The 13,177-nt window shown below is 52.8% G+C and carries 18 protein-coding genes and 1 tRNA gene; 2 read left to right on the forward strand and 17 right to left on the reverse strand.

Annotated features, from left to right (window positions below; genetic code table 11):
* Nucleotides 1-5: 5 nt before the first annotated feature.
* The 7 genes from ACSPHG_RS13880 to ACSPHG_RS13910 all read right to left on the reverse strand — a co-directional run bounded on the left by ACSPHG_RS13880 (nucleotide 6) and on the right by ACSPHG_RS13910 (nucleotide 6,219).
* Nucleotides 6-1,166 (reverse strand): phage major capsid protein, encoded by a 1,161-nt coding sequence (locus ACSPHG_RS13880; RefSeq protein ID WP_435954111.1) that lies wholly within the window; start codon nucleotides 1,164-1,166, stop codon nucleotides 6-8.
* Nucleotide 1,167: 1 nt separating this feature from the next.
* Nucleotides 1,168-1,848 carry an HK97 family phage prohead protease gene (locus ACSPHG_RS13885; protein ID WP_435954112.1) on the reverse strand — a complete coding sequence of 227 codons (681 nt, stop codon included), beginning with the start codon at nucleotides 1,846-1,848 and terminating at the stop codon, nucleotides 1,168-1,170.
* A gap of 16 nt (nucleotides 1,849-1,864) precedes the next feature.
* Nucleotides 1,865-3,139, reverse strand: coding sequence for a phage portal protein (locus ACSPHG_RS13890; protein ID WP_435954113.1), 1,275 nt, complete (start codon nucleotides 3,137-3,139; stop codon nucleotides 1,865-1,867).
* Nucleotides 3,139-4,656 carry a terminase large subunit gene (locus ACSPHG_RS13895; protein WP_435954114.1) on the reverse strand — a complete coding sequence of 506 codons (1,518 nt, stop codon included), beginning with the start codon at nucleotides 4,654-4,656 and terminating at the stop codon, nucleotides 3,139-3,141. Before ACSPHG_RS13895 ends, ACSPHG_RS13890 begins: the two co-directional genes overlap by 1 nt.
* Before the next feature lie 7 nt (nucleotides 4,657-4,663).
* Entirely contained in the window at nucleotides 4,664-5,149 is a 486-nt protein-coding gene (locus ACSPHG_RS13900) for a terminase (RefSeq protein ID WP_435954115.1), read from the reverse strand.
* A 141-nt stretch (nucleotides 5,150-5,290) separates the two neighbouring features.
* Nucleotides 5,291-5,629, reverse strand: a complete 339-nt coding sequence (locus ACSPHG_RS13905) for an HNH endonuclease signature motif containing protein (RefSeq protein ID WP_435956019.1) — start codon at nucleotides 5,627-5,629, stop codon at nucleotides 5,291-5,293.
* The gene (locus tag ACSPHG_RS13910) at nucleotides 5,629-6,219 is read right to left on the reverse strand and encodes a hypothetical protein (protein WP_435956020.1); all 591 of its coding nucleotides are present in this window, start codon (nucleotides 6,217-6,219) and stop codon (nucleotides 5,629-5,631) included. Before ACSPHG_RS13910 ends, ACSPHG_RS13905 begins: the two co-directional genes overlap by 1 nt.
* Before the next feature lie 164 nt (nucleotides 6,220-6,383).
* On the opposite strand from ACSPHG_RS13910, the gene ACSPHG_RS13915 reads away from it, so the two are divergent.
* Nucleotides 6,384-6,584: a hypothetical protein gene (locus ACSPHG_RS13915; RefSeq protein ID WP_280047386.1), complete on the forward strand. Its 201-nt coding sequence runs from the start codon at nucleotides 6,384-6,386 to the stop codon at nucleotides 6,582-6,584.
* 109 nt (nucleotides 6,585-6,693) lie between these two features.
* Here ACSPHG_RS13915 and ACSPHG_RS13920 read toward each other — a convergent pair whose 3' ends face one another.
* Nucleotides 6,694-8,151: a glycosyltransferase family 2 protein gene (locus tag ACSPHG_RS13920; RefSeq protein ID WP_435954116.1), complete on the reverse strand. Its 1,458-nt coding sequence runs from the start codon at nucleotides 8,149-8,151 to the stop codon at nucleotides 6,694-6,696.
* Nucleotides 8,152-8,388: 237 nt separating this feature from the next.
* Here ACSPHG_RS13920 and ACSPHG_RS13925 point away from each other — a divergent pair, with 237 nt between their 5' ends.
* Complete coding sequence (locus tag ACSPHG_RS13925; protein WP_435954117.1) at nucleotides 8,389-8,874, forward strand: GNAT family N-acetyltransferase; 486 nt, start codon at nucleotides 8,389-8,391, stop codon at nucleotides 8,872-8,874.
* Nucleotides 8,875-8,877: 3 nt separating this feature from the next.
* Here the strand turns inward: ACSPHG_RS13925 and ACSPHG_RS13930 are convergent, their stop codons facing one another.
* The 9 genes from ACSPHG_RS13930 to ACSPHG_RS13970 all read right to left on the reverse strand — a co-directional run bounded on the left by ACSPHG_RS13930 (nucleotide 8,878) and on the right by ACSPHG_RS13970 (nucleotide 13,128).
* Nucleotides 8,878-9,078 (reverse strand): hypothetical protein, encoded by a 201-nt coding sequence (locus ACSPHG_RS13930; RefSeq protein WP_435954118.1) that lies wholly within the window; start codon nucleotides 9,076-9,078, stop codon nucleotides 8,878-8,880.
* On the reverse strand, nucleotides 9,029-9,304 hold the full coding sequence (locus ACSPHG_RS13935; RefSeq protein ID WP_435954119.1) for a hypothetical protein: 276 nt from the start codon (nucleotides 9,302-9,304) through the stop codon (nucleotides 9,029-9,031). The genes ACSPHG_RS13930 and ACSPHG_RS13935 overlap by 50 nt, the downstream gene beginning before the upstream one ends.
* Nucleotides 9,301-9,843, reverse strand: coding sequence for a glycoside hydrolase family 108 protein (locus ACSPHG_RS13940; protein WP_435954120.1), 543 nt, complete (start codon nucleotides 9,841-9,843; stop codon nucleotides 9,301-9,303). Before ACSPHG_RS13940 ends, ACSPHG_RS13935 begins: the two co-directional genes overlap by 4 nt.
* On the reverse strand, nucleotides 9,840-10,121 hold the full coding sequence (locus ACSPHG_RS13945; protein ID WP_435954121.1) for a phage holin family protein: 282 nt from the start codon (nucleotides 10,119-10,121) through the stop codon (nucleotides 9,840-9,842). The genes ACSPHG_RS13940 and ACSPHG_RS13945 overlap by 4 nt, the downstream gene beginning before the upstream one ends.
* Nucleotides 10,118-10,519, reverse strand: coding sequence for a putative holin (locus ACSPHG_RS13950; protein WP_435954122.1), 402 nt, complete (start codon nucleotides 10,517-10,519; stop codon nucleotides 10,118-10,120). Before ACSPHG_RS13950 ends, ACSPHG_RS13945 begins: the two co-directional genes overlap by 4 nt.
* A gap of 82 nt (nucleotides 10,520-10,601) precedes the next feature.
* Nucleotides 10,602-10,678: transfer RNA gene (locus ACSPHG_RS13955), tRNA-Arg, on the reverse strand.
* 362 nt (nucleotides 10,679-11,040) lie between these two features.
* Complete coding sequence (locus ACSPHG_RS13960) at nucleotides 11,041-11,442, reverse strand: antiterminator Q family protein (RefSeq protein ID WP_435954123.1); 402 nt, start codon at nucleotides 11,440-11,442, stop codon at nucleotides 11,041-11,043.
* 13 nt (nucleotides 11,443-11,455) lie between these two features.
* Nucleotides 11,456-12,457: a DUF968 domain-containing protein gene (locus ACSPHG_RS13965; protein WP_435954124.1), complete on the reverse strand. Its 1,002-nt coding sequence runs from the start codon at nucleotides 12,455-12,457 to the stop codon at nucleotides 11,456-11,458.
* A complete protein-coding gene (locus tag ACSPHG_RS13970) occupies nucleotides 12,454-13,128 on the reverse strand; it encodes a phage antirepressor KilAC domain-containing protein (protein ID WP_435956021.1) in 675 nt (224 codons plus the stop codon). Before ACSPHG_RS13970 ends, ACSPHG_RS13965 begins: the two co-directional genes overlap by 4 nt.
* Nucleotides 13,129-13,177: the final 49 nt, after the last annotated feature.

The raw sequence follows: 13,177 nt of genomic DNA on the forward strand, positions 1-13,177 counted from the left end.
CCTCATCAGCTGGTTTGGTCTGCGAAGGTGCCTTTGATCAGCGCTTTCGGGCGATAGTGCGCCAGCGCCAGGCGTTCTTCGCACAGGATGGTGAGCATGTTCTTCACGAAGTTATCGCGGTCTTCGCGGCTGACCTCAATGGTTGCATCCATACGATCCCAGACCTGCGAGGCCATATCAAAACCGCCAACGGTAAAGGTGCCCTGGGTCTGGGCGCGCGTGGGTACCACCGGCAGCCCCCACATGATGTTCTGGGTGAAAGCTTGCGGACCACCGAAGATATAGCGCCCTTCGTTATCCTTCAGCAGCGCAATGGAGTGCCAGTCACGCGGGTTAAGCACGATACCCGAAGCGCTGAATTCGGATTCGGTCACCTGGAAAATCGCGTGGGCGATGATATCGGCGCGGGTATCTCCGGCAGCGTTCAGTCCAGTATCGTAGGCCGTGGCCACATGGTTAATACCTTCCAGATCGTCGCCGCTGCCGTCGCCATTAAGCAGCTGGCGCTCTTCTTCTAGCGCCAGGCCGTACATCAGACGGTTATTAACGTAGGACTGAAGCATAGGGGCATCGTCCATGACCTGGCGCGATGCCTGGATCCAGTGGGCTACGGTTTTCACGTTTGCCGTTTGCTTGCTGAAGGTGATTTCGGATTCAGGCTTAAGCGCCTTTTCCGCTACGCTTGCTGCGCTATTGGTGAACAGTTCTTCACGAACATATTCCAGCGAGTTACTGGAGATGCGCCCCTGAGCCAGCAGATCACGAATGGTGAGGCGGCGCAGGCCTGGCATAATAATGCCCGGCACCTGCATCGGCTGGATCAGACTTCCGGCTGATGCCGTATCGCTGCCCAGCGACTTATTGAAAGTCTGCGCTTCGTAGTGGCCTTTGCTGCCGTTCCAGGATTTCGTTAGCCCTTCTGCGGCACGCTCGGAGAACGATTTCTTTTCGCCGGGGTTTTCTGCACCGGAGGCAAACTTCTGCTCAATGTCGAACAGGCGGGAACCGGAGGCTTTCAGCTCTTCCTGGACTTTCGCCAGATCGTCCTGTACCTGTTTTGAGACACGTCCGGTGGTTTCAATTTCCGTTTTCTGAGCATCAAAAAGCTCCTGCATGTTTTTCTGAGACTCTTCGATGGCTTTCTGAATCTGTGCTAATTCGGACATATTATTTTCCTAATGATTGAGGGAATGAACTGATACGCGCAATAAGCGCAGAGATGTCTGATTTGGTTTCATCAGGTTCGGACTCGCTCCGGACGGCTGACTTAAACCGGGCAATAAGCCCCACTGCCTGTGATTTGCTTAAACCCACTGAATCCCTCAGCCAGTTCTCAACATCACGAATGGTTTCTATGCCGTCGATACTCTTCATCGCGGATACACCGGCCAGCTCGTTCGCAGGGAAGGTGCAGACGCTGATTTCTCGCAGCGTGGTAATATTTTTGAAGATCCGCCCGCCACCTGTAGCCAGCGAGTAATCATCTTTAGTAACGGAAAACCCAACCGACATACCTTCTACGGTGCCGTGTTGCATGGCCGCTTTAAGGTCGCTGGCACCGCTGTGACCTGGCGTAAGCTGACCGCGGACAAAAAGCCCCTTGCTGTCTTCTGCAAGCGCATCCCACTTGCCCACCGGCAGCTCCCAGGCGCGGTGATTGAAGAACATAGCCACCTTGCGGCTCGGCTGCTGGATAGCACTTTTGAAGGCGCCGGGAAGGATAATGTCGCCATCAGAATCGACGTTCCCGAATACGGAGGCGTAACCTTCAAAAATCCCCTGGGTACCGTCGCCGGTGAATTTGATTTCTGTCTCTTCAAAAGAGAGTGTTTTCTTAACTTCTGGCATGCTGCCCCCAAAAAAACTAAACCCCGCCGGAGCGAGGTTTGTTATCAGTTCCCAGAGAGGTAATGGGTACATACTGTTTCTGTCGCATAGCGACATTTCCCCCGTCGATTGGGGGCATGTTGTCGAGTCTGCGCATCTCGTTAATCGTTCGAAGGCCTGCATCACCCATGGCTTTCATGAAGGCCGCACGGGAAGTCGAATCTCCACGAAGCAACCCGTCAAGGTTATGCTCAGCGTGATATCTTCCTACATCGCCGGGTTTCAGCAGCCATCGCTGGATGCAGTTTTCCCAGCGCGAGATATAAGGTTGCAGGGTGTACTGGAGGAAACCGAGATTCTGCTGCTCAATGCCGGTTCCCCAGCTCGTCGATTTTTCTACGTCGCCCACCAGGTGGGGCGGCACACCGAAGAAGCGCGCCAGCTCGCTGACCTGAAATTTACGTGAAGCCATTGTTTCGGCGTCCTGCGGACTTACCCCGATATCGTGGGCGGCAAAGTTCGCTTCAAGGATCCACAGCCGTTTCTTCACCGGGCCACCCGCGATTTCCTTAAAGTTCTCTTCCACCTGATCGCGCTGCTCCTTCGTCATTACACGGTCGCCAACGGACAAAATTTTTGGAGATTTCGCGCCATTCGCGTAAAAGTCGCGCTGCTGATCTTCCATCGCCACGGCCACGCCAGCAGATTTACATGCGTGAGCAATAGGCGACAGCCCGACAAGGCCATTAAAACCGAAGCCCTTGAGATGGAAAATTTCTTTCTGGGTGAAGTTGGCGTACTCGCTGTCGCGCTTGTAACGGTAAACGATTCTCTTACCTTCCAGCCGGACGTCCATATTCGCGGACATCAGCGGCAAAAGGTTAATAACATCCCCCACTGAGTTCCGTTCAATAAGCGCATAGGCATTGCCGTAAAAGCAAAGCTGCATCGTCATCGATTCACGAAATTCCTGAGCGGTCATGTACTGATTCGGTGAATAGCGAAGCAGGCGCGCCAGCGGGTTATCCATACCGACCTTCAGCCTGTTGTCACGGCTGTCCGTCTCAAACACATCCATCGGCAGCGTGGCGGTCAATGTGGAGATCAAAGACACGCAGCGCCACACGGTCGAAATCTGCAGAATGCGTTCATCGGTAACCAGAGAATCACCCAGTGCGCCGTGGGCCGAAACCGGCCCCGTCTGTGAGCCCTGATCCGGCGTTACCAGCCGACCGCCAACAAACCATGACTGCAGGCGCGCCCACATGCCGTTATTTGTACGTAAATCTATGCTGTATTTAGGTTCATCCATCACATGCTCAGCGGTTTAAATAAGAAGTCTTCGAAGTCGCCACCTGCGATAACGACCTCCCCATTTGCAGCTCCGGCCGCCATTGTCATGGCAACCATTCCGTCAATACGTCCGGTGGCTTTGGATTTATCCAGCTTGCGGTTGCCAGCCGCATCTTTCACCACAACGGCGTTCTGCGCGCACATCGTCAGTACGGGATGCATACCGTGCCGGATCCTGCCGTTGAGCAGCAGGGATTCAATCGTGTCAACCGCTGGCCCCATGTCTTTAAAGCCCTGCCCAAACTCCACCAGCGGGAGGGTTAGCCCAATGTTTTCCAGCTCCTTGCGAAAAAGTTCTATGCGCCAGCGGTCAAACGCCATAGATGCCAGCAGGTCAAAGTCGCTAAGGATTTCAGCAATGTCTTTAACCACAAACTCGTAATCTACGGACGATCCCGGCGTCGTTCGCAGAAATCCCTGCCTGACCCAGACGTCATACGGTACCCGGTCAGTTTTGGCGCGGTCCGCCAACGTTTTTTCTGGCGTCCAGAAGTACGGGAAAATATCCCATACTCCCCCGTTATCCTCACCGGCGACAACCAGCGCGGTAAGGTCATTGCGGGCGGAAAGATCAAGGCCTGCAAACCATTTACGCGGTGTGTTGATCGCCGGTGCCTTTCCGCTCTCCCAAACGTTTTTCGAGATAAACGGCGAGACTGTAGAAACACGCTGGTTCAGGCAAAGATTGCGGAAGGTATTCTCAAAGCTCGGCATTCGCCCGGCCATTTCCGCCTGGCGCTCTAAATCTTTCAGCGAACGGAAGCTGCCCAGCGCAGGGTTGGCGGCAGCCCAGCCATCGCGGTCGCTCACGTCGGCCTCTTTCGGTGCCTGATACACGTGGGAAACAATATGTGCATCTCCCGATCGCTCGGCATCATCAAGCCAGATACTGAGCAAATCATTGTCGTTGGCAGCCTGGGTGCTGATAGCTATGAGTAGCGGCGCTTCATGCGCACCCTGCGCCGTGATAATGGCGTCGATAAAGTCACTCTGCGGCCCGACGACCTGACCTACTTCATCGAGGATAGCCAGCACCGGCGAAAGGCCATGCGTCGTTTTACCCTCGGCGGCCAGCGCGCGAAATTCCACGTTCATTGGCAAACCAATGAGCTTTTTACCACTCGGGATAATGTGCACGATGCCCTGCAGGTCAGGGTTCAGGTTAATCATCTTAACCGCCAGACTGAACACGATCCCTGCCTGCTCGCGACTCATCGCGCCGCTCACTATCTGGGTGTTCTGCTTCGCCTCCGGCCCGACCAGGTGCGCCAGCAGTATTCCGGCTATGAGGCCCGTTTTCCCGTTCTTACGGGCAATGCTCAAATAGGCTTTATCCGTGCCAACCGGATTGTCATACATCGCCAGGAGAAATACTTTCTGGAACTCATCCAGCCGCATGGGCTGCCCGATAAGCTTGCCTTCCGGCACGATGCAATAGCGCTCAATGAACGCGATAACTTTTTCACCACGCGTCATTGGCTACCTATCCGTGTTTAGGGAAGGCGATCAGATTGTCATCCTCTCCCGAATTCTTATTAACCGTCCCGCGAGCGTTCCGATCGTTTTCGTTGCGCTTTTTCTGGTCGCGGCTTTCGCCGTTAGTGGCGTGCGAGTGGATCTGCAGATCGCGGCGCTGGGCCAGGATGGTTCGCTGCAATTCAACAATCTGCTTACGCAAATCTTTAATAAGTTGTTCGTTGCGCTCTTCACCGCGCACGCGCTCTTCTTTGCGCAAATCCTTGCGTAAAACGGTGATATAGAGCTGATTATTTGCCAGTTCAGCGGCGGCGAGCAGGTCGGCTGGCGTCCAGCTGTCCAGCGCTTTCGATCTGATATTGTCATGCCAGAAAGGTTCGGCTTTTTTCTCCAGACCCGCATGCGCCGGAGGTTTAATAGTGTCCTCTGTAGCATTTTTCATGGCCTGAAGCGCCGCCGCTGAACTGTCGGAGCGGGTTCTTTTGTCTGCCATTTTTAGCACCTGATAAAACTGAAAAAATCGGGTTAGCGTTTAATTAGAGGTACAGCGGCGGTCATTTAACGCGAGAGGGGTAGTGTTTTCCCCTCCCCCCCCACACCTGAACAATGACCCGCAAACGAGAATATTTCTCGTTTACTTCCAGTGCGAGTTCGGGTCGAGGGGGTATCCGTTGACGTCACATCCGATGACCGCGCCGCGCTTCTCCATCCTCTGCTTCGTTGAGTCGTGATGCTGCTTGCACAGTGGCTGCCAGTTCTGTTTGTCCCAGAACAACACCTGTGCTTTAGCTATCGCCGCCTGGTTGCCAGACCTGATAGCGTCCTTCAACTTGTGCGGCTCGATGTGGTCAACGACCGTTGCGGCTATCGTTCTACCCTGCTCTTCACACATCCGGCACAGTGGATGGCTGCGCAGGAATGACAGCCTGGCCTTATCCCATCGGCTGCTATAGATACGCGGTTCTTTACTCATCATGCCAGCCTCCAGGCCTTACGGCGTTCCGTACGCGGCATGCCATCCAGCGGTGTCTCTACTGGTTCAACATCTGCGTGATCAACCAGCGAGTAACATGGATAGACCACGGAACCGCCAAAGGCATCACCAACTGCATAATCAGCTGCCTTGCTGCTGTCCCATAGCTCAAGCACGCGGGATAGATGCTGCGGCGGTACGCTGTAGCTGACGCCGTGAATCAAGCGGGGCAATGTGATGTAGTCGGCTCGTTTCTTGTCGGCCAGTATCAGCCGTTCGGCTATCTGCATCTGATATTGAGGCGGGCGGCCGGTACCGAGATAAAAGCTCAACATGTCGTCAGGGAAACGGTCCAGCCACTCAGTAACCTTATCGGTGAACTCATGCACCAGTAGGGCGTCGTCTTCCAGTACCACTACGCGGCAAGGTTGCTCAGCAGCCCATTCGATAGCGCGACGATGATTCCAGTTCGCGCCGCGGTTACCGTCATCAATAAGCAGATGAGCATCCAGCAGTGCAGCAAGACGTTGTGCATGTTCAAAGCGAGAGTGATGGCCGACCACCACAAACTTTATGTCTTCAGCCACCAGCGAATCTCCAATAAAAAAGCCGCACGATGGCGGGTACTGTCTGAATATCAGGGTGTTGCTTTGCTTTAACCCTGGTTAAGGTAAGCATTCAGCCCGTCAGTGGTGGGACACTGGTGCAATCAAGCGCGGAGTGATGGCTGATTAGCTCCAGATAAGGACTGAATATGACTAAGAAGAATTTCAGACTACAGATGGAATGTAATGCGAAAACAATTGATGACCTCAATAGAGAGGTAGGACAGCTTAAATGTGTTGTAGGTTTCCTCATGGCTCAATTGCCGCCAGAACGAAGAGAAGCGGTTATCAATAACCTAAAAGAATATGAATTGAATGATTCAGCTAAGGAATTCAATCAGTTCCTTTAAACAGAGCCTGACCTACTAAATTTATATGCCAGCCCACTGGTCTACGGGGCTGGCGCTTTGGGCTATACATGCTCTTATTAGATTTCTGTTTTTTCATATCGACTTCCCCTTATTTATGTTTCCACCAAGCGCATTCTCTACCAATGCCATCAGTTTTGAATACGGTATGTACCAGAGGGCCGATGACCAGGCGGTCAGCAAATGACTGCGCGACAATGCCGAACGCCAGCATGTCACCCACCGCAGCGCCAGCCTGTTCTTTCTTCCAGAAACGATGACTCTCGATCCGGTAATAAAGACGGATGATGCCGTGAGCAAACGCCATCACATCAGCGCGGGTCCCACCCAGCAGACCAGCGTTAATCATCACATCGTTGCGGTGCGCTTCGATAAACTCCTGATAGATTCGCTCCGGATGATTCTGCTTTGCCCAGGTGTCGGCGTAGGTCTTTGGTTCTGAACCGACATACACCTTCCCGGGCTCCATTTCTTCCCACGGCGCGCGAAGCATTTCGACATCGGTACCATCGGTACACCAGACGAACCGGTATTCAGGGTGATCGCGCAGGTGCTGCCAGATGTGCAGCCAGCGCCGGAAATAGACATTCATCTTTACGTCAGGTACGAGATACAGCTCAACATCTGCCGGGGCCGTCAGTAATTCATCCACCAGCGCAATACGCCCACAATTCCGAAGCGAGGCCGCCCACTTGGTCAGCATGTCAGGCGAGGCCGTCATTTTCGTACCGCGCTGAGGGTCAGGCTGGCTGCTCAGTAGCGTAGTGATAACCACGTCGCGCTGACGCCGATATTCAACGTAACCGGTAAAGCCGGTATCACGTCGTTCGTTGTGGATCTTCACATTACGTTCCACCAGCGCCTGGCGGTCGGGCCTCGGCACCGAACGCTCCACCGCTTCATGCTCATCGAGGGAATGAATCAGCTTGTCTGAACCGAGGACATCAGCGTAAGCCCACGTAGTCAGTCCAGCGTTATGGATGCGCAAGGCGAGGTCGCTGTGTTCGTACATGCCGCGACCATAAACCGGATCGAATCCGCCCACCCTCTCGATGGCGCTACGGTGGTAATACAGCATCACGCCGCGCTGTCCGGTGTACGCCACATGCTGATCGTCACGGTAAAGCACCGAAAGGTCATTCAGCTTATTGCGACCAGCCAAATCGAGAAACTGGTAAGCCAGGTGTGGCTCGGGTGATTCGATGTAGGGAAGATGCCAGTTATCGGCGATGGGCCAGGCATCATCATCCCACAGGAATATATGCTCGCACCCGGCATCCATCAGAGCTGACAGGCTGGCGTTCTTCGAAGCAACAATGCCGAGTGATGTTTCATGGCGAAGCAGCTTCACGCCGTCAGGCACTACCGCTGCAGGTTTTGAGCCATCATTGATCACAACCATCAGCGCACCAGATGGAAGATGCTTCATGTGCTGCTCAAGGGCGCGCTTTAAAACTTCAGGTCTGTTATGGGTTGTTATAGCGATACCAATTGCAGAGCGTGAATTATTAACAGGTGCATACGGGACACCGTCTATTGTGACATGCATGTGCGCTTCCTTTAAGACGTGAGTCTGGTGCACGGCAATGCCGGCGAAAGTTAACGGTTTGCCGAAACTTACAACTGAAAGACTTTCTTAAATGTGCGCGCGTGATGCGCTTTGAGTGAATTATTTAATAAATTTAACCTACTTCAAAATTTCGAATAATGGCTCATTAATATCAAAGAATTAAACCTAATAAAGACGTATTCTGAATCGCCCATATCAAAATCCATAGGAATCAAAATGCCAGAACTCGTTGATCCAACAGACTCATTAATTAGTTTTCAGTACGCTTTTTCTAATGGCTTGATTAAACCTTCACCATGCGTAGTTCACCCAAGTATGAAGGTGCTTTTGGATGACGCGGAGGGTACCCCAAGGTTTACTTATGCATTCTTTCAAGGAGAAACTGTTAAAGGTGTTGCTGTTTATGTCCCTGCAGAACTTGTAGAAGGTAAGCCATGTTTTGGCGTTGGCTATGCGGTAGCTGATGAATATAAAATGCAAGGCGTCGGTACTAAACTTCTTATCGCCAGCATCGAAGAATTGCAGCACGGATTTAGGAATTCCTTCAATGAATTCTATGTAGAGGCTATTGTCGGGGTTGACAATCAGGCTTCTAATAAATTAGCTGCAAAAGTTTTATCTGATACACCTGAGTCAGGGCAGGATTCTTACTCTGGCAAACCTATCAATCAGTACATCAAGCTTTTCAAAACCACAAAGTAATTGCTATTTGGGCGCGTATTTTTGCGCCTTTTCAGGTTTGCAGTTCGCCTGCCACGCTTTGTTATGCGCCAAGATGTCTTTCTTCGTCTGGCGGTCCATAACGTCAATGTCGTTATCAGTCAGGTAGATTGGCTTTACCCAGTCACAGGCCGTATCAGTTACCACCGGGGCGACGGAAGTTTTCGCGCAGCTCGCGATCAACATCGTCGATAGGCATATGGTTAACAGTCTGCTGAACATCTGCTGCTCCTTTCGTTGCCTCTACACGGCGTTCTGCAACTACCGACACCGCTGCGGCTTTATCTTCGACGCGCTGTTTTTCAGCCGCGGCCTCTGCCGTGCTGATGCCGCGTGAATGACCAATGCCGAACGCGCCAGCAATCGCTGCCAAAGCCAGTCCAATAGCACCGAGAATAATTTCCAGTGTCATAAGCTCACCCGCTCCTTCATCCAGCCATAAACAAACGACTCGTTCGCCGGGCGCTGCTCCGCCAGCTCAAGGTAACGCTGGCCCTGGCTGCAATTTAAAGCTTTCAACATGACCAGCTCACCCTCTTTACCGCGCGCCGCAAGAAATGCTTTCAACGCGCTGGTGGTGCGCGGGCCTATCTGGCCATCGGCAATCAGGTCCGGATATAGTGTGCCCTGCATGTTGAACACGTTGAGCCAGCGCTGAAACCATTTGGTCTGGACCGTTGGCCCCATGTTTACGCCGGTATCGCACAGCTCTGCGGCGATGGCTGCCGACAGCTCAGCAACCTGGTCAAAGCGCGGACCACTCCAATAATCGGCTGTCAGGATTTCCAGGGCCGTTTCTCGAGGCAGCTCTTTCATGCTGCCTGAGTACCCATGCGCGCGGGCGACAGCCTGAGTTATTCCCCAGCGTGTCGGGCCACCCTTATCGTCAGGGTGATCGACATAACCGCCCTCTTTACCAAGGATGGATTCAAATATCAGGTCTTTAGTCATTGGGGTGTACTCACTGCGATTTTTGCCACGTTCCCGCGTGCCCGCCAGACGATAACGCAGAAGAACACATTCATTATCAACTCACCGTAATCAACCTGGACGTAATTGCCGTTCCATATGCGGAAAGCAACCCAGGCCGAACCGAGGATTAAACCGTACGCCAACCAGGCCATGCCGGGGCGATGACGGCCGCCGCCCTTGCGGAAGAACAGCAGGCGCATGCTAATCATGATGCAGGCAATGGCGTTAACGTTAACGAGGAGTGTTTGCCATGTCATTTTTCCTCCTTCAGTCCCGGTAGACTGCCGCTGCGCGAGCGAGAGAGAACGCGTAACAGGATAGTGACGGAGATGGTGGATGCTGCCAGCGCGCCAATGGCAGGAGTGACTTTGATTTGCACGGGCGGGCTTAAGTGACTCAGGCCCGCATTAATGATTGCTGCGATAATCTCTGAAGCCATCCCTGAGCAGTACACGCCACCGACAAACGAAATCAGGGCGAAAATGACCTGCTTCCATAATTTGTGGTCCTCAGCGTTAAGTACATAAAGCGCAGCGCCGGCCAGCGCGCAAATCATCACCGCCGGTGTCGCCTCTGGAAATAGCGAAGCGAATGTTACGCCTGCTGAACCTGCGGCGACCCCTCCAGCGATGGCTGTGGTTAACGGTTCGGACATTTAGTCCCCCTCTTTGCTATGCATCCTCTCAACATGAGGGGAATAAAAAAGCCCCGGCGAATGCCGAGGCTTAAGATTTGATTGGTCCGCCATCGAGGAATCGAACCCCGAACCGCAGAGGTAGAAGCTCTATGCTCTATCCAGTTGAGCTAATGGCGGCTAAAAAAAGACCAGTCTGGAGGACTGGTCTGTAAGCTGGTAGTCATGCAAAGGGTTGTATACCCGTTAATTATTATGTCGAGCTTGCATTATCAGATGCGATTTAAGCATAGAAGAGATAATCCATTGCGCAAGACTCTCTGAAATAGAATGAGTATTATTATTAATAAGCATTCATGACGTTACACAGTTGGCGGCATAAGCCAAGCGCATAATATAACCTCTAAATTTCCCATGTCATGGCGATTACGCCGCCCCGAAACGGCAAAACCCCGCCGGAGCGAGGTTTTTATTTGATAAGCGTTGTGTCTTTGTGACGAGCCTTATCACAATAGCCATTAAAATTCGTAACGAATAGACCTTTAAGCAACTTTTTTTATTTTGCTTTTATGCGCCCATTCATCCATTTCCAGTTTTGCGCCAGTCATGATGATGCAGGCATCTATGAAGGTCTCTGCAATCATCATGCGGTTTCGTATTTTCCCTTCTGAACATTTATTCCAGCGCGCCAGGGTAGATTTGGATACGTCGTGCTTGTAGTGCAGCATTATCATGTTGAGTTCATCAGCGCGGCCTGCTTTCTTCAGCATACCTACGGCAGTGTCGATAATCATGCCGTCGTTGTCACAGCACGAAGGCCGGGATTTGTTCTCGCTCGGTAATAGCCCTTTAAATCCGCCGGCAATCGGGGACCAGTCGACCTGACTACCTTCCTGCGCTGCCCAGCCGCCCCAGCGCTCTAATACCAGTTGAATGTCACGCATCGTATTCTCCACTTTATTTTTTGACTGTTCCGATCACGCCAATCGAAAAGACGCGGTCCAGAAATCTGATAAGCAGCTCAATCTGGCTGCCGTACTTTTCTTCAAACGCTGCCTGGTCGGCGTGTAACTCGTCGTGATGCACTCTGCACAGCGGTATCACGAAGATGTCATGCGCCTTTGTTCCCATACCACCCATGCCATAGCCGATCAGGTGATGCGGATCGTCTGCCTGCTTGTTACAACACATGCAGGGCTGCTGTTTTACCCAGCCAGTATACTTCTCGTTCTCCCAGCGCCGACGCTTTGGACGCAGCATGAACGATTCTGGTGTTTCGGGATCGACCTTTAAGGCCAGTACCTTTTTCGCTTTCTCCTGCACGATGCTGGTGGCCGGTACTGAAGGAGTAATATCACATTCCCTCGATACAGATGGCACCACCACCTGCGGCATCCGAAGCGCGCGGCGGGCCATTCCTTCAGGAAGTGCGTCGACCACTTCCATCTTCGTCGCCCACCAGCAGAGTTCCGGGAGTGACAGCACATGGCTTTCATCAAAACCAAACGAGGTGCGCGCCATGTCTATTACCCATTCGGCAACGTTCGCCTTAGCCATTTCCACCAGCTGTTCGGTGTAATGCGTTTCCAGCCGGTTATCGCAGTGCCAGCACAACTTCAGCGCGCCGGTATGGAATCGTGCCGTTTTTAACTCATGGTGATGGAAGTTCGAATGCGGCCATTGGCAGCCATGCGGCTGACGCATCAACCATGATTCCAGGGTGTTAATACCTCCCGCTGCGCCCATTACCTTCGGGTTATCGAAAAATCCAGCCAGAACACCATCGTCTGTTAGAGTCTGCCGCGCCGGGGGCAACTCACCAGAAGGCAGTTCCGTCATGTACTCAGGCGCGCGATCGATAAGCACGCGGTCATAGAACAGTGGAATCAACTCAGGACCAGGACGAAGCATCACCACGCCGAGCTCGCGTACAACGACTGGCTTAAGGAGTGCTCTCATGCTTCCTCGCCTTTTTGCAAATGCTCAGCCCATAACCCTGCAACCCACTTGACCCCTTTCGGAGTGAAGCGAGCCTGGGTGAACGCATGATTGTTTACTTCACTGGTGCCCGTCTTGACTGTAAAGCGTCCCGCTTCAATATGCTGGCTGTAGGGCATCATGCCTCCGGACAAGCGGTACATTATTTTACTCTTTTCAAGAAAGGCACGGAGTTCGTACTCCTTCGCATGTAGCAGCTTTGCAAGTTGGCGGAATCCAAGCGCGCCGCTGGCTTCTACGTACTGATCGACAAATTCAACTTTCGGAGCAGCAATGAGAAGCTGATTCTCAAGCTGAAGCTTTTGTTCGGCTAGATCCGCTGCCAGGCGAAGTGCTTCTGGTAATGACCGTGGTAACGGGCCGCCCTGCTCAAGTTCCTGCCAGCGATCAACCACAGCGGCAGTGAACTCAGGAGAAAGGCGGGCAACCAGCACCAGAGAATCTCGTTTATTGAACCGGTACTCTTCATACCATTGCCCGTTTTGCTCATGTTGATAGGGGGTGTGCGCCAATGGCGCGCTTAAAACTCCACCAGCGGCCAGGCGTTCGGCCGAGCGTTTTACATCACCGTGTTTACTCTTCACCAGCACGGCGATCTCCCTGCTGGACATAGTCGGCCCGGCTGCCATCATGTGATGTCCGGCACATACGCGGGTACTGTTAAAACTCTGCTGCATACGC

The sequence above is a fragment of the Dryocola baronae genome, assembly GCF_051297175.1.
Classification (GTDB): domain Bacteria; phylum Pseudomonadota; class Gammaproteobacteria; order Enterobacterales; family Enterobacteriaceae; genus Dryocola.

Excerpts from the sequence above, each read along its gene's own strand:
- ACSPHG_RS13895 (WP_435954114.1), bottom strand. The coding sequence starts at position 4,656 with ATGACGCGTGGTGAAAAAGTTATCGCGTTCATTGAGCGCTATTGCATC.
- ACSPHG_RS13885 (WP_435954112.1), bottom strand. The coding sequence starts at position 1,848 with ATGCCAGAAGTTAAGAAAACACTCTCTTTTGAAGAGACAGAAATCAAA.
- ACSPHG_RS13880 (WP_435954111.1), bottom strand. The coding sequence starts at position 1,166 with ATGTCCGAATTAGCACAGATTCAGAAAGCCATCGAAGAGTCTCAGAAA.
- ACSPHG_RS13945 (WP_435954121.1), bottom strand. The coding sequence starts at position 10,121 with ATGACATGGCAAACACTCCTCGTTAACGTTAACGCCATTGCCTGCATC.
- ACSPHG_RS13900 (WP_435954115.1), bottom strand. The coding sequence starts at position 5,149 with ATGGCAGACAAAAGAACCCGCTCCGACAGTTCAGCGGCGGCGCTTCAG.
- ACSPHG_RS13915 (WP_280047386.1), top strand. The coding sequence starts at position 6,384 with ATGACTAAGAAGAATTTCAGACTACAGATGGAATGTAATGCGAAAACA.
- ACSPHG_RS13970 (WP_435956021.1), bottom strand. The coding sequence starts at position 13,128 with ATGATGGCAGCCGGGCCGACTATGTCCAGCAGGGAGATCGCCGTGCTG.
- ACSPHG_RS13965 (WP_435954124.1), bottom strand. The coding sequence starts at position 12,457 with ATGAGAGCACTCCTTAAGCCAGTCGTTGTACGCGAGCTCGGCGTGGTG.
- ACSPHG_RS13935 (WP_435954119.1), bottom strand. The coding sequence starts at position 9,304 with ATGACACTGGAAATTATTCTCGGTGCTATTGGACTGGCTTTGGCAGCG.
- ACSPHG_RS13890 (WP_435954113.1), bottom strand. The coding sequence starts at position 3,139 with ATGGATGAACCTAAATACAGCATAGATTTACGTACAAATAACGGCATG.
- ACSPHG_RS13950 (WP_435954122.1), bottom strand. The coding sequence starts at position 10,519 with ATGTCCGAACCGTTAACCACAGCCATCGCTGGAGGGGTCGCCGCAGGT.
- ACSPHG_RS13930 (WP_435954118.1), bottom strand. The coding sequence starts at position 9,078 with ATGTTGATCGCGAGCTGCGCGAAAACTTCCGTCGCCCCGGTGGTAACT.
- ACSPHG_RS13960 (WP_435954123.1), bottom strand. The coding sequence starts at position 11,442 with ATGCGTGACATTCAACTGGTATTAGAGCGCTGGGGCGGCTGGGCAGCG.
- ACSPHG_RS13920 (WP_435954116.1), bottom strand. The coding sequence starts at position 8,151 with ATGCATGTCACAATAGACGGTGTCCCGTATGCACCTGTTAATAATTCA.
- ACSPHG_RS13925 (WP_435954117.1), top strand. The coding sequence starts at position 8,389 with ATGCCAGAACTCGTTGATCCAACAGACTCATTAATTAGTTTTCAGTAC.
- ACSPHG_RS13905 (WP_435956019.1), bottom strand. The coding sequence starts at position 5,629 with ATGAGTAAAGAACCGCGTATCTATAGCAGCCGATGGGATAAGGCCAGG.
- ACSPHG_RS13940 (WP_435954120.1), bottom strand. The coding sequence starts at position 9,843 with ATGACTAAAGACCTGATATTTGAATCCATCCTTGGTAAAGAGGGCGGT.